The organism is Pseudomonas sp. GW821-FHT11D10 (assembly GCF_058808435.1).
On sequence record NZ_JBXARR010000011.1, the window covers coordinates 105,742 to 122,638 of the forward strand.

Below are 16,897 nucleotides of genomic sequence, written 5' to 3' on the forward strand. Positions count from 1 at the left end.
CGGGAGTGAACAGGTTCTCAGAGCGTCTTGGACATCCGGTTGGTCATCAGCGCCCAGCCGAACAGCACCACGCACAGGATGATCAATGGCCACGAGCGCCATTGCAGGTAGGGCGTCAGGTTGTGCATCGGCACCACTTCACCGTACAGCACACCCTGTTCGAACTGCGGAATGCGTTCGGTGATCTGGCCAAACGGATTGATCAGCCCGGTCACGCCATTGTTCGTCGCTCGAATCATCCAGCGTCCGGCTTCAAGCGCGCGCATCTGCGCCATCTGCAAGTGTTGTAGCGGGCCGATGGACGTACCGAACCAGGTGTCGTTGCTGATCGTCAGCAGCAGATCGCTGCGTGCCGCCAGACCGGCGGCGAATTCCGGATACACCACTTCGTAGCAGATGAACGGCGCGATCTGATATCCCTTGGCCTGCAACAGCGCCTGATCGGCAGGGCCGCGGGCGAAGTCGGACATTGGCAGGTCAAAGAAGGCGATCAGTCCGCGCAGGATGTCCTGCAACGGTACGTATTCGCCGAATGGCACCAGCTTCTGTTTCAGGTAAGTGCCATCGCCTTCACCGACTACGGTGATGCCGTTGAAGAAGCGTTTTTCATGACGGACCACTTCGCGGATCGGTACGCCGGTGATCAGCGCCGATTTACGCTCGGCAGCGAAGTTGCCCATCATGGTCAGGTAGCCCTCGGCGGACTCCTTGAACACCGGCACGGCGGTTTCCGGCCAGATCAGCAGGTCGACCGGTTTGGAGCGGAAACTCAGGTCGCGGTACAGCGCCAGTTGCGCATTGAGCTCGGCCGGATCCCATTTCATGCTTTGCGCGACGTTGCCCTGGATGGCGGCAACGGTCAGCGGCGCGCCGGCCGGGCTGGTCCAGGCATGGCCCTTCAGCGCAATGCCCGCTGCCCATGGCCCGATCAGCAATACCAGGCCGGCAGCGATGAAGGCTTTGCGGCGGGTTTGCAGCAGGCGCGGTGCGTTGTAGATCAGTGCAGCGGTCAGCGCCAGAACGAACGACACCAGCCACATGCCGCCCACGGGGGCGAGCCCGGCCAGCGGGCCGTCGAGCTGGCTGTAACCGGAATACAGCCACGGGAAACCGGTGAGGAACCAGCCTCGGAAAGCTTCCTGACCGACCCACAACGCCGCAAACGCCAGGGCATCGGCCACCGGCGCTTCGTTACGCCGCAACCAGCGCGCCCAGAGCCACGCAGGCAGAGCGAAGAACCAGGCAATGGCCGCCGTAAAGATGAGCATCAGGAACCCGGCCAGCAGCACCGAAGCACCGCCGAAATGGTGGATGCTGTAATAGATCCAGCTGGTGCCGGCGCCGAAAAGGCCGAAGCCGAAGCACCAGCCACGACCCAGGGCCTGGCGCGGGCTCAGCTCGCGCAGGCCGGCGTAGAACAGGCCGACCGCCAGCAGGGCCAGCGGCCAGAGATCGAACGGTGCCAGAGCGAAGGTGGTGATTGCACCGGCCGCCACGGCCAGCAGGTTACCGGGCCAGCCGGGGCGGGTTGTCCAGCGCATTTCAGTCCTTAAATTTACCGGGCGATTGGCGTGAGTCGCAGCAAGTGAATCCGACGGCTGTCGGCGTTCAGGATGCGGAAACGATAGGCGCCGATTTCAGTGATTTCGTTGCGTTTTGGCAAGTGCCCGAACGCGCTCATCACCAATCCGCCGACGGTATCGAACTCGTCGTCGGAGAATTCGCTGTCGAAGAACTCGTTGAAGTTTTCGATCGGCGTCAGGGCCTTGATCAGGAAATCACCGCTGGGCAGCGGCTTGATGTAGCTGTCTTCTTCGACGTCGTGCTCGTCTTCGATGTCGCCGACGATTTGCTCAAGCACGTCTTCGATGGTCACCAGACCGGCCACGCCGCCGTATTCGTCGATGACGATGGCCATGTGGTTGTGGTTGGCGCGGAATTCACGCAGCAACACGTTCAGGCGCTTGGACTCCGGCACGAAGGTGGCCGGGCGCAGCAGGTCCTTGATGTTGAAGCTGTCGCCGTTCTCCTTGAGGATCAGCGGCAGCAGATCCTTGGCCAGCAGCACGCCCATCACGTCGTCATGGCTTTCGCCGATGACCGGGTAGCGCGAGTGGGCCGAGTCGACCACGGCAGGGAGGAATTCGCGGGGTGTCTGGGTCGCCTTGATGCTGATCATCTGCGAGCGCGGCACCATGATGTCGCGAACCTGCAGGTCAGCCACCTGGATGGCGCCTTCGACGATGGCCAGCGCTTCGCTGTCCAGCAGTTTGTTCTGATGTGCATCGCGCAGCAGCTCAAGCAGCTCCTGGCGGTTCTTCGGCTCGTGGGCAAAAGCCTGGGTCAGTTTACCCAGCCATGACTTTTGCCCGTTGCTCGATCGATCTTCGCTCATAGCGATTACTCTGAATCCTTTGTTGTAACAGTAGGGGATGTTTCGGTTTCGTCGTCCGCGTACGGATCGGGATAACCCAATTCGGCAAGCAACTCGCGTTCCAGTGCTTCCATTTCTTCGGCTTCCTCGTCATCTATATGGTCGTAACCAAGCAGATGCAAGCAGCCGTGAATGACCAGATGTGCCCAGTGGGCCTTTAGTTCCTTGCCCTGTTCGGCAGCTTCGCGCTCGACCACCGCCACGCAGATCACCAGATCGCCCAGCAATGGAATGTCGAGAAACTCGTCGGGCACTTCGGCGGGAAAGGACAGGACGTTGGTCGCGTAATCCTTGTGGCGCCAGGTGTGATTCAGTTCGCGGCCTTCTTCCTCGTCGACCAGACGAATGGTCATTTCCGAGTCGGCGGTGCGCTGGCGCAGGGCCAGTTCGCACCATTGGCGGAATTCGGCTTCGGTCGGCGCAGACGCTTCGGTCGCGATTTGCAGGTCAAGCTCAAGCATCGTGGCGGGTGTCCTTTGGCGCTTCATCGGCCACGCGATTCTCGAAGCGCTCGTAGGCTTCGACGATGCGTTGCACCAGCGGATGGCGCACCACGTCTTTGGGCTGGAAGTGGGTGAAGCTGATGCCCGGCACATCTTTCAGGACTTCGATGACGTGATGAAGTCCGGATTTGGTGCCGCGCGGCAGGTCGACCTGGGTGATGTCGCCGGTGATCACGGCCGTGGAGCCGAAACCGATCCGGGTCAGGAACATCTTCATCTGCTCGACGGTGGTGTTCTGACTTTCATCGAGGATGATGAAGCTGTTGTTCAGCGTACGGCCGCGCATGTAGGCCAGCGGTGCAACTTCGATCACCTGACGCTCGATCAGCTTGGCCACGTATTCGAAGCCGAGCATCTCGTAGAGTGCGTCGTAGAGCGGGCGCAGGTACGGGTCGATCTTTTGCGACAGGTCGCCGGGCAGGAAGCCGAGTTTTTCACCCGCTTCGACCGCCGGACGCACCAGCAGGATGCGGCGGATCTGTTCACGCTCCAGCGCATCGACGGCGCAAGCGACAGCCAGATAGGTCTTGCCGGTACCGGCCGGGCCGATGCCGAAGTTGATGTCGTTGCCGAGGATTTCCTTCACGTAGCGCAGCTGATTCAAGCCGCGTGGGCGAATCATGCCTTTCTTGGTGCGCAGGGCGACGGAGGCTTCGGCGGGAGCGTGGTTGTCCAGCTGCTCGACGGCCGATTCCTGGAGGAACAGGTGAACCGTATCCGGCGACAGCTCTGAACCCTTGGTTTCCCGGTACAGGCGGCGAATCAGGTTTTCCGCGGAAGTGGTGAGCTTGGGTTCGCCGATCAGCTCGAACTGATTGCCGCGGTTGCGGATCTCGATGGCCAGGCGCTGTTCGATCAGCCGCAGGTGCTCGTCGAACTGCCCGCACAGATTGGCGAAGCGGCGAGCCTCAAAGGGCTCGAGGATAAAACGATGTGGTTCGATGGGTGCGTTCAAGGTCGTATTTAGCCGCCCTGGGGCAATTAGGATGAAATCAAGGATAACGCCAGCGGCTTGGGTGCGAAAGCTCTTAAAAAGCCTTGCATCGATTCAGCCGTCTGGCGCGGTCTCCTTGTGGTGTTACTGGATCAGCGACCCGCGCAGCGAGTGCGGTTGCGCCGCGTCGATGTGGACGTCGGCGAACTGTCCGATCAGGGTCGGATTATCGCAGCGGAAGTTGACGATACGGTTATTCTCGGTGCGCCCTTGCAGCTCGCCCGGGTCCTTCTTCGAATAGTCGGTCACCAGAATCCGCTGGATCGAACCGACCATTTGTCGGCTGATCTCGAACCCTTGCTGATTCAAGCGGTGCTGCAAGGCGTTCAGGCGTTCTTTCTTCAGTTCTTCCGGGGTGTCGTCGGCCAGATCGGCGGCCGGGGTGCCCGGGCGCTGGCTGTAAACGAACGAGTAGGAAAAGTCGAAACCGACGTCGGCAATCAGCTTCATGGTCTGTTCGAAATCTTTCTCGGTTTCCCCCGGGAAGCCGACGATGAAGTCCGAGCTGATGCAGATGCCCGGTACGGCGGCGCGCAGTTTGCGCAGCTTGGATTTGTACTCCAGCGCCGTGTGGTTGCGCTTCATCGCGGCCAGGATCCGGTCCGAACCCGACTGCACCGGCAAGTGCAGGTGCTTCACCAGTTCCGGCACTTCGGCGTGGGCCTGGATCAGGCTGTCGGAGAACTCCAGCGGGTGCGAGGTGGTGTAGCGGATGCGGTCGATGCCATCGACCGCCGCGACCACGCGGATCAGTTCGGCCAGATCCGCCAGGCGACCGTCGTGGGTCAGCCCGCGATAACCGTTGACGTTCTGGCCCAGCAGGGTCACTTCACGCACACCGTTTTCGGCCAGGTGAATGATCTCGGCGATCACGTCGTCGAACGGCCGGCTGACTTCTTCGCCGCGGGTGTAAGGCACCACGCAGAACGTGCAGTACTTGCTGCAGCCTTCCATCACCGACACATAGGCGCTCGGCCCATCGATGCGCGGCTCGGGCAGGTGGTCGAATTTTTCGATCTCCGGGAACGACACGTCGACTTGCGGCAGCTTGCTGATGCGCGCGGCGTCGATCATTTCCGGCAGGCGGTGCAGGGTCTGCGGGCCGAACACCACGTCGACGTACGGGGCGCGATCACGGATCGCCGCACCTTCCTGGCTGGCCACGCAACCGCCGACGGCGATCACCATGTCCGGGTTGGCCAGTTTCAGTTCGCGCCAGCGGCCGAGCTGGGAATACACCCGGTCCTGGGCGCGTTCGCGGATCGAGCAGGTGTTGAGCAGGATCACGTCGGCATCTTCGGCGCGCGCCGTGACTTCCAGGGCCTGGTGTTCGCCCAGCAGATCGACCATGCGCGAGCTGTCGTACTCGTTCATTTGGCAACCGTGGGTTTCGATGTAAAGCTTCTTGGCCATGGAATAGGGTCGTCACGTGGTTCAAAGAACCGCGCATTATAGGGAACATGTCCCCAGGTTCCTACCGCTGCGCGTCCGGTGGCTATGCTATAGTTCGCGCCCTCATTTTTACCCCGATGTCGTCCGCCCGCCATGACCAAACGCGAAGCTCCAATCTACAAGGTGATTTTCCTCAACCAGGGCCAGGTGTTCGAAATGTACGCCAAGCAGATCTATCAAAGTGATCTGTGGGGCTTCCTGGAAGTGGAAGAGTTCGTCTTTGGCGAGCGCACGCAAGTGGTCGTCGACCCGAGCGAAGAAAAGCTCAAGGCGCAGTTCGAAGGCGTGGTGCGCAGCTTTGTGCCGATGCACTCGATCGTGCGCATCGATGAAGTCGAGCGACTGGGGACGCCGAAGATCAGCGAAGCCCGTGGCGGTGTTGGCAACGTGATGCCGTTTCCGGTGCCGATGCCCGAGAAGTAAAACCGGGTTTTATGGAAGTGATCGTTCCCATGCTCTGCGTGGGAATGCCGCCTTCGACGCTCCGCGTGGAAACTATCGTTAGTCAGGGCAGGGGCGAGAACGGCGTACGCCCGTCGGCGCTCTGCAGTTCCATCAGGTATTTACGGAAAATTTGCCCGAGCACCTGGGTCGCGGTTTCCAGGTCTTCGCGGGGCATTTTTTCGGCCACTTCGTCAGCCGTGTCCAATGCCTCTTCAGCACCGTTGACCGCCGCCATCTTCAGCACGATGTAGGCCTGAATGTTGTTGGCCTGCACGCCTTCGCCGTGGAAGAACATGGTGCCGAGCTTGAATTGCGCCTGGGCGTGGCCTTGCAGCGAGGCCTTTTCGAAATAGCTCAGGGCTTGATTGAGGTCGCGCGGCGCGTTCTTGCCGTCGTAGTAGAACTCACCCAACTCGTATTGCGCTTGCGCATCTCCCTCATCCGATGCCTTTTGGCAGGCGGCGAGGGCCTGCGTGACATCTTGCGGCTGAGTATTGAGGGTGCAGCGACCCATCGCCGGGATCAACAACGAGTTGCCGCCTGCTTGTGCATGTGCGAGCAGCGGCTGAAGGAGCAACAGGCAGCCCAAGGCAAGGGTGCGGCCGGTGCGGTTCATGGGAATCGACTTACCTCTGAAGGGCGCGCGGACCCGTCGAGGGATCCAATAAGCGCGCATTATGAAATAAGCAGGGCCATCCTTACAAAGTCTTTACTCGATTTTCTGCTGCGCGGGAAATATATCGCCCACTTTATGGGAGATTTTTGGCAGGCGTGTCGGAAAAGGCGTGCGGATGTAGGAGAACGCTGACGCTGGCAATGGCCAACGTCAGCGGCGGGGTGTTTTACTTCAACTTGGCGAAGGCGCGTTCGGCGGCGTCGAGGGTCAGTTTCAGCTCGGCTTCGCCATGGGCGATCGAGGTGAAACCGGCTTCGAAGGCGCTCGGTGCCAGGTACACGCCACCTTCCAGCATCAGATGGAAGAAGCGGCCAAACAGCGCTGCATCGCTGGCCATCACGTCTTCAAAAGTAACAATGTCGTCGGCACCGCTGAAGTACAGACCGAACATGCCGCCCGCCTGGGTGGTCACGAACGGAATGCCGGCGGCATCGGCGCGCTGTTGCAGGCCGTCAAGCAGACGGGTGGTGTAGTCGGTCAGCTCGGCGTGGAAACCCGGGCGGCTGATCAGGCGCAGGGTGGTCAGGCCGGCGGCCATCGCCAGCGGGTTACCCGACAAGGTGCCCGCCTGATAGACCGGGCCCAGCGGTGCGATGCGCTCCATGATCGAGCGCTTGCCGCCGAAGCAGCCGACCGGCATGCCGCCACCGATGATCTTGCCGAAGGTGGTCAGGTCCGGGGTTACGCCGTAGTAAGCCTGGGCGCCGCCGAGGGCGACGCGGAAACCGGTCATCACTTCGTCGAAAATCAGTACCACGCCGTGCTTGTCGCACAGGCTGCGCAGGCCTTCGAGGAAACCCGGCGCCGGCGGTACGCAGTTCATGTTGCCGGCCACGGGCTCGACGATGATGCAGGCGACGTCCTGGCCGACTTCGGCGAGCATTTTTTCAACGGCGTCGATGTCGTTGAACGGCAGGGTCAGGGTGTGTTTGGCGAACGCTGCCGGCACACCGGCCGAGCTTGGTACGCCTTGGGTCAGTGCGCCGGAACCGGCCTTGACCAGCAGGCTGTCGGAGTGACCGTGGTAGCAGCCTTCGAACTTGATGATGCTGTCACGGCCGGTGAAGCCACGGGCCAGACGGATCGCACTCATGGTCGCTTCGGTGCCGGAGCTGACCATGCGCACCATCTCCATCGATGGCACCAGCGAGCAGACCAGGTCGGCCATCTCGGTTTCCATCGCGGTCGGCGCGCCGTAGGACAGGCCGTGCTGCAACTGGTTGCGCACCGCGTCCAGCACGTCCGGGTGGCTGTGGCCGAGGATCATCGGGCCCCAGGAACCGACGTAATCCACATAACGCTTGTCGTCTTCGTCAGTGACGTAGGCGCCTTCGGCGTGCTTGAAGAACAGCGGCGTGCCGCCAACGCTCTTGAACGCGCGCACCGGCGAGTTCACGCCACCGGGAATGTGTTTCTGGGCGTTGGCAAACAGGGTTTCGGAACGAGACATGATCGGGCTCTCAGACTTTTAATAATTCATTGAAGGCGCGGGCGCGGCGGGTCACTTCGGCGGTGCTGTCGGCGCCGAACAGGCCATGGACCACGGCCAGCAGATCGACACCGTGGGCCACCAGCGGCGCGGCGTTGTCGAGGGTGATGCCGCCGATCGCGCAGATCGGCAGGTGCAGGGTGCGTTTGGCCTCGTCGAGCAGATCGAGGCTGCAACTCGGTGCACCAGGTTTGGTGTTTGAATTGAAGAAGCGACCGAAGGCGACGTAACTCGCGCCTTCTTTGGCGGCCTGTTCGGCCAGTTCAAGCTGCGCGTGGCAGGTCGAACCGATGATCGCCTTGGAGCCGAGCAGGGCGCGGGTCGGCGACAGCGGGCCGTCGGTCTGGCCCAGGTGCACGCCGACGTTCAGGCGTGCGGCCAGTTCGGCGTCATCGTTGATGATCAGTTGCGTCTTGTAGCGTTCGCACAGATCGCGCAGGGCTTCGGCCTCACGCAGGCGACGGGCTTCGTCGCTGCTCTTGTCGCGGTATTGCAGCAGGGTGACGCCGCCTTCCAGCGCCGCCTCCACGTAGGACAGAAACTTGCCGGCCAGCAACTGGCTGTCGGTGATGGCATACAGGCCACGTAGTTTCATCGCGCAGACCTCAGGCTCGGAACATCAGGAACAGAAATCCAGCGGCAGGCGACGCGGCACGAACTGGCCTTTGCCCAGCTGTTCGGCATCGCGCAGGGTGCGCCAGGTGTAATCCAGCGCAGTACGCACCGCGCTCGCGAGGTTTTCGCCCAGTGCCAGCCGACCGGCGAGGGTGCTGGCCAGGGTGCAGCCGGAACCGTGATAGCTGCCCGGCAGGCGCTGACACTTGAAGGTTTCGCGCAGGCCGTCGCGGCTGTACAGGCGGTTGTGGATTTCGGTTTCGTCGCCGTGACCGCCGGTGATCAGCAGGTTCTTGATGTACGGCAACAGTTTTTCAGCACACTCGTCCGCGGTGCCTTCTGGCAGTTCGGCGAGGATCCGGGCTTCGGGAAGGTTGGGGGTGGCGATGATCGACAGCGGCAGCAGGCGTTCGCGCATGGCGTAGCCGACTTCGTCCTTGCCCAGGCGTCCGCCGCCGCCGGCGCGCAGCACCGGGTCGCAGACCACTGGCAAGTGCGGGTGCGCCTGGAGCAGTTCGACGACGGTGTCGACCATTTCCAGGGAACCGAGCATGCCCAGTTTCACTGCCGCGACTTCGGAGTCGTTGAGCACGGCATTGGCCTGGGCCAGTACCCACTCACGGTCGAGGACGCGAAAGTCAGTGACGTTGACGGTGTCTTGCACGGTCAGGGCGGTGACGGCCGGAGCCGCATGGCAACCCTGAGCGAGCAGGGCTTCGATATCTGCCTGCAGGCCGGCGCCACCACTGGGGTCGTGGCCGGAGAGACAGAGGACAACGGGGCGTGAGCTGTAGATATTCATGGTGCGCGAGCTTACCACCAAACCTGTTTTTCGGGTGTTGTGGCGCAGCGTCCTGCCGATAACACGGGTAGCGGATCCGCAGCGCTTGTCACAATTTGACCGAGCAAACAGCTCTAGTCCGGCGTTCTGCTCTGGAACGCCCGTTCTAGAGCCTTCGTCTGAAAAATTTCCATGGTGCTCAATGGCCATCAACGGCTATGCTAGAGTGGATCCAAACCAATAACAGGTAATACCGGTTTTACGTCATCTCAAAGGGAATGGGGGGCTTCCTGACACAACCGGCCAAGCCACGCTGGGGCTTCAATGCGCTATTTGTTGATGTTGCTGTTCTGTTTGCCCCTCCTGGCAAGCGCCGTCGAGTTCGACGAGTTCACCCAGAGCCTCCCGCTGGGTCGATCCCTGCAAGTGTTCGAAGACCCGAGCGGTCAGGCGAGCATTGCCGACGTCCGCGCGCAAGCCGCCGCCGGAAACTTCAAAGCCCATGACAAAGCCACGCTCAATGCCGGTTATTCGCGCTCGGCGTTCTGGCTGAAGATCGACCTGCATTACCGCCCGACCAATCCGTCGGCGCAGCGCAGCTGGTTGCTGGAGCTGGCGTATCCGCCGCTCGATCATCTCGACCTGTATCTGCCCGATGCCGCCGGCGACTACCGTCTGGTGCGGCAGACCGGGGACGCCCTGCCGTTCGCCAGTCGCGAGATCCGCCAGAATAATTACCTGTTCGACCTGGCGTTCAAGCCGGATCAGCAGCGAACGGTTTATCTGCGGTTGTCCAGCGAAGGCTCGATCCAGGCGCCGGTGACGTTGTGGTCGAGCACCGCGTACCTCGAAGACCAGCCAGTTCGCCTGTACGTGCTGGGGATCATTTATGGCGTGCTGCTGGGGATGCTGGTCTACAACCTGTTCATCTACCTCAGCGTGCGCGACACCAGTTACCTCTATTACATCTTCTATATCGCTTCGTTCGGCCTTTATCAGCTGTCGGTCAATGGCGCGGCGGTCGAGTATTTCTGGCCGGACAACCCATGGTGGGCCAACGCCGCCACGCCGTTCTTCATCGGTTGTGCGGGGCTGTTCGGCAGCCAGTTTGCCCGCAGTTTCCTGCAGACGAAGAACCACAGCCGCTGGCTCGACCGCCTGCTGATCGTCCTGATCGCGTTCGGCGCCGTGGTGATCGGCCTGTCGTTGATGACTAGTTATGGCCTGGCCCTGCGTCTGGCAACGACCCTGGCCCTGACCTTTACCGTGGTGATTTTCGCCGCCGGGATCCTGGCCTGGTGGCGCGGCCTGCGGGTGGCGCGTTATTTCATCATTGCCTGGTCGGCGTTCCTGATCGGCGGCATCGTCAACACCATGATGGTGTTGGGTCTGCTGCCGAATGTGTTCCTGACCATGTACGCCAGCCAGATCGGTTCGGCCATTGAAGTGGCGCTGCTGTCGCTGGCCCTGGCCGACCGCATCAACGCGATGCGCGAACAGCAGGCGCAGACTCTGTTCGATGCCGGCCAGAAACTCGAAGTGCTGAACCAGCAACTGGCCCACAGCAACAAGCTCAAGGACGAATTCCTCGCGACCCTGACCCACGAACTGCGCACGCCGATGAACGGTGTGATCGGTTCGCTCGAGTTGATGCAGACCGTCGAACTCGATCCGGAACTGGAGCAATACCAGCAGACCGCCGCCGGTTCGGCCCGGGACATGATGCGCATGGTCAACGGCATCCTGACCCTGACCGAATTGCAGGCCGGCAAGCTCAAGGCCACGCCGGGCAGCTTCAGCCTGCGCGGGGTGGTCGAGGCGCTGCGGATGCAGTTCGATGGCAACGCTTCGAGCAAGTCGCTGGACTTCAAGGTCGACGTGCTGCCGACCCTGCCTGATCGCCTGCATGGCGACAGCGCCAAACTCGCGCAATGCCTGGAATGCCTGCTGGACAACGCGATCAAGTTCACCCGCGTCGGCGGTCTGGCCTTGCGGGTCACCGGCAAGCCATCGACGGACAATCGGCTGGCGCTGTCCTTTGCGGTGATCGATACCGGCATCGGTTTCACCGATCTGGGCGAGGCGACGATGTATCAGCGGTTCTTCCAGCTCGATGGTTCGATGACCCGCGAATATGGCGGGCTGGGTGTCGGTCTGGCGATCTGCCGTCAATTGGTGGAATTGCTCGGTGGCAAGCTCACGCACCGTTCCGAACCGGGGAGTGGCAGCCGCTTTCAACTGGATGTCGAGTTTGAGTTGCCGGAAGTGGAAGCCGTGCCCGCGTTCAGCCGTGACACCGTGCGCGTGCCGCAGGATTGCACCGTGCTGCTGGTGGACGACAACAGCGTCAATCAATTGGTGATGCGCGGCATGTTGCTCAAGCTCGGTTTCCGGGTGCGCACCGCCGACCACGGCGCGGCGGCGCTCGACTGTTTGCAGCGCGAGCGCTTCGATGCCGTGCTGATCGACTGCCAGCTGCCACCGCTCGACGGGGCATCGCTGTGTTGCCAGATTCGTGACCTGCCGGGATGCGCCCATTTGCCGGTGTTCATGATCGCGCTAGGGGCGGATCGCGAGCATTGCGCGTCGGGTGGCTCAATTGATTACCTGAGCAAACCGGTTAAATTCGAGGATCTGCAGGTTGCGATGCAGCGGCGGGTGTTGAGTTGCTGATAGGGTGAAAGCGCCGGCATTTAGGCCGATATGACACTTTGATCGGTTCGGGGGCGGTGCTTAACTGAAGCTCTGGCCGATCAAGGAGCCCCGTCATGAACCTGCATCAGTTCGCCGAAACCCACGAAGTCACCAACCAGCCACCGTCGCTCGACGGCACCAACCTGTACCGCATCGACCTGCCGTTGCAGGAGTGGTCGCGGCGGTTCGGTGCCGGCTGGGCCGAGTCGCGGATCGATGCCTACGGCGCGCTGGCCGGCGGGCCGCTGATGGAGGCCGGGTTCCTCGCCAACCAGAACAAACCGGTGTTTGCCAGCCATGACCGCTACGGTCATCGCATCGATCTGGTGGAGTTTCATCCGGCGTATCACGAGCTGATGCGCACCGCCATTGAACATGGCCTGACGTCGTTGCCCTGGGCTCATCCACAGGACGGCGCCCATGTTGCCCGCGCTTCCATGAGCTATCTGCACAGTCAGGCCGAGGCCGGCAGCGGTTGCCCGCTGACCATGACCTTCGCCAGTGTGCCGGCGATGCGTTTGCAGCCGAATCTGGCCGAGCAGTGGCTGCCGAAAATCCTCGCCACCGAATACGACCCGCGCAATGTCGGCATGGCCCACAAGGCCGGCGTGACCATCGGCATGGCGATGACCGAGAAACAGGGCGGCACCGACGTGCGGGCCAACACCACCAAGGCTTATCCGGTCGGCGCCAGCGGCCCGGGCCAGGCCTATGAACTGGTGGGCCACAAGTGGTTCTGCTCGGCGCCAATGTGCGATGCGTTCCTGACGCTGGCGCAGACCGACAAGGGTTTGAGCTGCTTCCTGCTGCCGCGCCATCGCCCGGACGACACGCGCAATCAGTTCTATATCCAGCGCCTGAAAAACAAGCTCGGCAACCAGTCCAACGCCTCCAGTGAAGTGGAATTCCGTGGCGCGCTGGCGTGGATGGTCGGCGAAGAAGGGCGCGGCGTGCCGACCATCATCGAGATGGTGGCCATGACCCGTTTCGATTGCATGGTCGGTTCCAGCTCGCTGATGCGTCAGGCGCTGACTCAGGCCAGCCACCACTGCGCCCATCGCAAGGTCGGCGGCAAACTGCTCAGCGAACAGCCACTGATGCAAAACGTGCTGGCCGATCTGGCGCTGGAAAGTGAAGCCGCGCTGGCGTTGAGCCTGCGTATGGGCAAGGCGCTGGATCATCTGGACGATCGCCATGAAGCGCAGTTCGCCCGACTGGTGACGGCGGTGGGTAAATACTGGATCTGCAAACGCGCGCCGGGGATGATCAACGAAGCCGCCGAATGCATGGGCGGTGCTGGCTATGTCGAGGAGAGCATCCTGCCGCGGCTGTACCGCGAAGCACCGGTGAACTCGACGTGGGAAGGCTCCGGCAACGTGCAATGCCTCGATGTGTTGCGCGCCTTGTCGAAAGAGCCGGGCGTGCTCGATGTGTTGTTCAGCGAGTTGGGCGACGGTCATGGCGACAAGCGACTGGCCGCGCACATTCAGCAGTTGCAGGCGCAGTTCAAGGACACCAGTGACATTCAATACCGCGCACGGCAATTGACCGAAGACATCGCTTTGGGACTGCAAGCGAAGCTGTTGCTGGAGGCCGGGAATTCGGCGGTCAGCGATGCGTTCATCGCCAGTCGTCTGAACGGAGGCGGGCGGGCCTACGGCGCGTTGCCGCGCGGGCTGGATGTCGAAGCCATCGTCGTCCGCTCTACGCCACAAGGTTTCTGAAGGGGGATCGCGACAAAGCCACAACGCCACTGTTTCCGTGACGCCACGATGCAGGCAAGATGAAGCTCTGCAAGTCAGAACACAGGAAGCTGATCGTGACCGAAGCGTTTATTGTCGTTCAAACCGCCGAACAGGCCGTGGATCGTCTCGCCGAGCTGCATGAGCGGGCCACCACGGCGCTGAACTCGGCGCTCAAGCGTTATCTCAAGGATCGCGTCGAACCCGACGCCGAGCAACGTGCCCTGTTCCGTTATCCCGAACTGCGTCTGACCTACCACTGCCAGGGCGAAGTCCCGCAGACCACCCGCGCTTACGCCAAGGTGCAGTTGCCGGGCACCTACAGCGTGACCGTCACCCACCCGGCGGCGTTTCGCAAATACCTGCTGGAGCAGCTCACGCCGCTGATGCACGACTTCACCGTGACCGTTGAAGTCGGCGTCAGCGAGCAAAACATTCCATACCCGTACGTGGTCGAGCAGGGTGATGAACTGGCGGGCTCTGGCGTCACTGCCGCCGTGCTGGCACGGGTGTTCCCGAGTACCGACCTGTCCGCCGCCACCGATGGCATCGCCGACGGTCTCTACGATTGGGAAAACACCGATCCGCTGCCGCTGGCGCTGTTTGACGCCGCGCGCGTCGACTTCTCGCTGCGCCGTCTGGTGCACTACACCGGCAGCGACTGGCGCCATGTGCAGCCGTGGATTCTGCTGACCAACTACCACCGTTATGTCGACCAGTTCATCGTCCATGGCCTGGAGCAACTGCGCCGCGACCCGCGTTTCGTACGCATGGTCTTGCCGGGCAACGTGATCATCGAAAAAGGCATGGATCACGGCGAAGCCTCGGCGATTGCGGCCGGTGTGGTCTGGCACCGCTACCAGATGCCGGCGTATCACCTGATCGCCAGCGATGGCCACGGCGTGACCCTGGTCAACATCGGTGTCGGTCCGTCCAACGCCAAGAACATCACCGACCACCTGGCCGTGCTGCGTCCGCATTGCTGGCTGATGATCGGTCACTGCGGCGGCCTGCGTCAGTCGCAGACCATCGGCGACTACGTGCTGGCTCACGCTTACATGCGTCGCGACGGAATTCTCGACCGCGTGGTGCCGCCGAACATTCCGATTCCGGCGCTGGCCGAAGTGCAACTGGCGTTGCAGCAAGCGGCGGCCAACATCACCGGCGAGAAGGGCGACGACCTGAAAAAACGCCTGCGCACCGGCACCGTGCTGACCTACGACGACCGTAACTGGGAATTGCGCTGGGCCCAGGAGCGACCGCTGATCAACCTGTCCCGCGCCGTGGCGGTGGACATGGAAAGCGGCACCATCGCCGCCCAGGGTTATCGCTTGCGGGTGCCGTACGGCACGTTGCTGTGTGTGTCGGACAAACCGCTGCACAGTGAAATCAAGCTGCCGGGTTCGGCCAACGCGTTCTACGAACGTGCGGTCAGCCAGCACTTGAAGATCGGCATCGAAGCGGTGGATCTGCTGCGCACCGAACTCAACTCGCTGCACTCGCGCAAACTGCGCAGCTTCGACGAGCCGCCGTTCCGCTAACGGTTTGTCGTGGTCATTTGGCGGTCGGGGCACTAGCATTGTCAGCCCTGATCGCTAAATGTCTGCTCTCTTATGTCCCGTCCCCAACGTCCACCTTCCCGCCGCCCCGGCGCGAAGCCAGCTTCTTCAGCCCCGCGCCGTGTCGCCAAGGCACCGCCGGCTGAGCCGAAGCTGATCCTGTTCAACAAACCGTTCGATGTGCTGACGCAATTCAGCGACGGCGAAGGGCGGGCGACGCTCAAGGATTACATCGACATTCCGGGCATCTACCCGGCCGGACGGCTGGATCGCGACAGCGAAGGTTTGCTGCTGCTGACCAATGACGGCCAGTTGCAGGCGCGGATCGCCGACCCCAAACACAAACTGGCGAAAACCTATTGGGTGCAGGTCGAAGGCGTGCCGACGGGTGAGCAGTTGCAGCGCCTGCGTGACGGCGTCGAACTGAATGACGGCATGACTTTGCCCGCCGAAGCGCGGCAACTGGATGAGCCGGAACTGTGGCCGCGCAACCCACCGGTGCGCTTTCGCGCAACGATTCCGACAACCTGGCTGGAACTGGTGATTCGCGAAGGGCGCAACCGTCAGGTGCGGCGGATGACGGCGGCGGTCGGGCTGCCGACGTTGCGGCTGGTGAGGGTCAGAATTGGTGACTGGACGATCGAAGGGCTCGATCAGGGCCAGTGGAAAGAAGTGCCGGCGCGCTTATAAGGCGCCGGATTCGATCAGGCCGATCACCACGCTTTTGATGATGAACGCGGCCACGCCCAGGCCCAGCACGAAGAACAGAATGAATGAGCCGAAGCGCCCGGCCTTGGACTTCTTCGCCAGATCCCAGACGATGAAACCCATGAAAATGATCAGGATGCTGACCAGACCGGTCATCATCCACTCTTCAAATACTGCTGGATCCATCGGGCATCTCCGGCGCTGCGCGGCTGAAAGGGCGGCCGGGAGTATACGCCAGCGGCGAACGACGCAGCATTGACCTGCGTCGGTGTGCCGCAGTCATTCGTCGATTTCAGCTGCGCAGATGGGTCAGCGGCAGTTCGGTGCTGTTGAGCACCTGATTCAACACAAAGCTCGAGCGCACGCTGGTCACCCCTTCAATCCGCGTCAGATGCCCCAGCAGCAGCTTCTGATAGTGATCCATGTCCGGCACCACCACTTTCAGCTGATAGTCGGCATCCACCCCGGTGACCAGACTGCATTCCAGTACCTGCGGCAAGGTACGAATCGCCGCTTCGAAGTTCTCGAAACGCTCCGGCGTGTGCCGGTCCATGCCGATCAGCACGTAGGCGGTCAGGCTCAGGCCGAGCATCTTGCGATCGAGCAGGGCGACCTGGCGGGAAATATAGCCGTCATCCTCCAGTTGCTTGACCCGGCGCGAGCACGGGGAGGGCGACAGACCGATGCGCTCGGCCAGTTCCTGGTTGGAGATGCGGGCGTCGCGCTGCAATTCCGCCAAAATGCTGAGGTCGTAACGGTCGAGTTTGCTCATCAAACGATCCTTTGTCTTAACTATTGCGGCGGAT

General features: G+C 61.9%; 16 protein-coding genes. 5 read left to right on the forward strand and 11 right to left on the reverse strand.

The window, feature by feature from the left end; genetic code table 11:
- Positions 1-17: 17 nt before the first annotated feature.
- From lnt to miaB, 5 genes are all read right to left on the reverse strand, one after another.
- The gene (lnt, locus tag AC1RT4_RS26310; protein WP_493088949.1) at positions 18-1,541 is read right to left on the reverse strand and encodes an apolipoprotein N-acyltransferase; all 1,524 of its coding nucleotides are present in this window, start codon (positions 1,539-1,541) and stop codon (positions 18-20) included.
- Between the two features lie 14 nt (positions 1,542-1,555).
- Complete coding sequence (locus tag AC1RT4_RS26315) at positions 1,556-2,395, reverse strand: CorC family transporter (RefSeq protein ID WP_007909641.1); 840 nt, start codon at positions 2,393-2,395, stop codon at positions 1,556-1,558.
- Between the two features lie 5 nt (positions 2,396-2,400).
- Positions 2,401-2,895, reverse strand: a complete 495-nt coding sequence (ybeY, locus tag AC1RT4_RS26320) for an rRNA maturation RNase YbeY (protein WP_007958682.1) — start codon at positions 2,893-2,895, stop codon at positions 2,401-2,403.
- The gene (locus AC1RT4_RS26325) at positions 2,888-3,892 is read right to left on the reverse strand and encodes a PhoH family protein (RefSeq protein WP_493088952.1); all 1,005 of its coding nucleotides are present in this window, start codon (positions 3,890-3,892) and stop codon (positions 2,888-2,890) included. Before AC1RT4_RS26325 ends, ybeY begins: the two co-directional genes overlap by 8 nt.
- Positions 3,893-4,015: 123 nt before the next feature.
- Positions 4,016-5,344, reverse strand: coding sequence for a tRNA (N6-isopentenyl adenosine(37)-C2)-methylthiotransferase MiaB (gene miaB / locus AC1RT4_RS26330; protein WP_064382169.1), 1,329 nt, complete (start codon positions 5,342-5,344; stop codon positions 4,016-4,018).
- A 132-nt stretch (positions 5,345-5,476) separates the two neighbouring features.
- On the opposite strand from miaB, the gene AC1RT4_RS26335 reads away from it, so the two are divergent.
- Positions 5,477-5,806 (forward strand): DUF1820 family protein, encoded by a 330-nt coding sequence (locus tag AC1RT4_RS26335; RefSeq protein ID WP_007958692.1) that lies wholly within the window; start codon positions 5,477-5,479, stop codon positions 5,804-5,806.
- 82 nt (positions 5,807-5,888) lie between these two features.
- On the opposite strand, the gene AC1RT4_RS26340 is transcribed toward AC1RT4_RS26335, so the two are convergent.
- The 4 genes from AC1RT4_RS26340 to AC1RT4_RS26355 all read right to left on the reverse strand — a co-directional run bounded on the left by AC1RT4_RS26340 (position 5,889) and on the right by AC1RT4_RS26355 (position 9,409).
- Complete coding sequence (locus AC1RT4_RS26340; RefSeq protein ID WP_493088955.1) at positions 5,889-6,443, reverse strand: tetratricopeptide repeat protein; 555 nt, start codon at positions 6,441-6,443, stop codon at positions 5,889-5,891.
- 226 nt (positions 6,444-6,669) lie between these two features.
- Entirely contained in the window at positions 6,670-7,953 is a 1,284-nt protein-coding gene (gene hemL, locus AC1RT4_RS26345; protein ID WP_064599654.1) for a glutamate-1-semialdehyde 2,1-aminomutase, read from the reverse strand.
- 10 nt (positions 7,954-7,963) lie between these two features.
- Positions 7,964-8,587, reverse strand: a complete 624-nt coding sequence (thiE, locus tag AC1RT4_RS26350) for a thiamine phosphate synthase (protein WP_085608753.1) — start codon at positions 8,585-8,587, stop codon at positions 7,964-7,966.
- Between the two features lie 24 nt (positions 8,588-8,611).
- Complete coding sequence (locus tag AC1RT4_RS26355) at positions 8,612-9,409, reverse strand: hydroxymethylpyrimidine/phosphomethylpyrimidine kinase (RefSeq protein ID WP_007958699.1); 798 nt, start codon at positions 9,407-9,409, stop codon at positions 8,612-8,614.
- A gap of 303 nt (positions 9,410-9,712) precedes the next feature.
- Here AC1RT4_RS26355 and AC1RT4_RS26360 point away from each other — a divergent pair, with 303 nt between their 5' ends.
- The 4 genes from AC1RT4_RS26360 to AC1RT4_RS26375 all read left to right on the forward strand — a co-directional run bounded on the left by AC1RT4_RS26360 (position 9,713) and on the right by AC1RT4_RS26375 (position 16,073).
- Positions 9,713-12,061, forward strand: coding sequence for a 7TM diverse intracellular signaling domain-containing protein (locus AC1RT4_RS26360; RefSeq protein WP_493088958.1), 2,349 nt, complete (start codon positions 9,713-9,715; stop codon positions 12,059-12,061).
- A gap of 95 nt (positions 12,062-12,156) precedes the next feature.
- Positions 12,157-13,806, forward strand: a complete 1,650-nt coding sequence (locus tag AC1RT4_RS26365) for an acyl-CoA dehydrogenase family protein (RefSeq protein WP_493088960.1) — start codon at positions 12,157-12,159, stop codon at positions 13,804-13,806.
- 59 nt (positions 13,807-13,865) lie between these two features.
- Positions 13,866-15,365 (forward strand): AMP nucleosidase, encoded by a 1,500-nt coding sequence (gene amn, locus AC1RT4_RS26370; RefSeq protein ID WP_493088962.1) that lies wholly within the window; start codon positions 13,866-13,868, stop codon positions 15,363-15,365.
- A gap of 72 nt (positions 15,366-15,437) precedes the next feature.
- A complete protein-coding gene (locus AC1RT4_RS26375) occupies positions 15,438-16,073 on the forward strand; it encodes a pseudouridine synthase (RefSeq protein WP_493088964.1) in 636 nt (211 codons plus the stop codon).
- On the opposite strand, the gene AC1RT4_RS26380 is transcribed toward AC1RT4_RS26375, so the two are convergent.
- Positions 16,068-16,277 (reverse strand): DUF2788 domain-containing protein, encoded by a 210-nt coding sequence (locus AC1RT4_RS26380; RefSeq protein ID WP_003228500.1) that lies wholly within the window; start codon positions 16,275-16,277, stop codon positions 16,068-16,070. The genes AC1RT4_RS26375 and AC1RT4_RS26380 overlap by 6 nt on opposite strands.
- A 106-nt stretch (positions 16,278-16,383) precedes the next feature.
- On the reverse strand, positions 16,384-16,863 hold the full coding sequence (locus AC1RT4_RS26385) for an Lrp/AsnC family transcriptional regulator (RefSeq protein ID WP_007909658.1): 480 nt from the start codon (positions 16,861-16,863) through the stop codon (positions 16,384-16,386).
- Positions 16,864-16,897: the final 34 nt, after the last annotated feature.

Coding starts and splice junctions, on each gene's coding strand:
- lnt (WP_493088949.1), bottom strand. CDS start 1,541: ATGCGCTGGACAACCCGCCCCGGCTGGCCCGGTAACCTGCTGGCCGTG.
- AC1RT4_RS26315 (WP_007909641.1), bottom strand. CDS start 2,395: ATGAGCGAAGATCGATCGAGCAACGGGCAAAAGTCATGGCTGGGTAAA.
- ybeY (WP_007958682.1), bottom strand. CDS start 2,895: ATGCTTGAGCTTGACCTGCAAATCGCGACCGAAGCGTCTGCGCCGACC.
- miaB (WP_064382169.1), bottom strand. CDS start 5,344: ATGGCCAAGAAGCTTTACATCGAAACCCACGGTTGCCAAATGAACGAG.
- AC1RT4_RS26335 (WP_007958692.1), top strand. CDS start 5,477: ATGACCAAACGCGAAGCTCCAATCTACAAGGTGATTTTCCTCAACCAG.
- AC1RT4_RS26340 (WP_493088955.1), bottom strand. CDS start 6,443: ATGAACCGCACCGGCCGCACCCTTGCCTTGGGCTGCCTGTTGCTCCTT.
- hemL (WP_064599654.1), bottom strand. CDS start 7,953: ATGTCTCGTTCCGAAACCCTGTTTGCCAACGCCCAGAAACACATTCCC.
- thiE (WP_085608753.1), bottom strand. CDS start 8,587: ATGAAACTACGTGGCCTGTATGCCATCACCGACAGCCAGTTGCTGGCC.
- AC1RT4_RS26355 (WP_007958699.1), bottom strand. CDS start 9,409: ATGAATATCTACAGCTCACGCCCCGTTGTCCTCTGTCTCTCCGGCCAC.
- AC1RT4_RS26360 (WP_493088958.1), top strand. CDS start 9,713: ATGCGCTATTTGTTGATGTTGCTGTTCTGTTTGCCCCTCCTGGCAAGC.
- AC1RT4_RS26365 (WP_493088960.1), top strand. CDS start 12,157: ATGAACCTGCATCAGTTCGCCGAAACCCACGAAGTCACCAACCAGCCA.
- amn (WP_493088962.1), top strand. CDS start 13,866: ATGAAGCTCTGCAAGTCAGAACACAGGAAGCTGATCGTGACCGAAGCG.
- AC1RT4_RS26375 (WP_493088964.1), top strand. CDS start 15,438: ATGTCCCGTCCCCAACGTCCACCTTCCCGCCGCCCCGGCGCGAAGCCA.
- AC1RT4_RS26380 (WP_003228500.1), bottom strand. CDS start 16,277: ATGGATCCAGCAGTATTTGAAGAGTGGATGATGACCGGTCTGGTCAGC.
- AC1RT4_RS26385 (WP_007909658.1), bottom strand. CDS start 16,863: ATGAGCAAACTCGACCGTTACGACCTCAGCATTTTGGCGGAATTGCAG.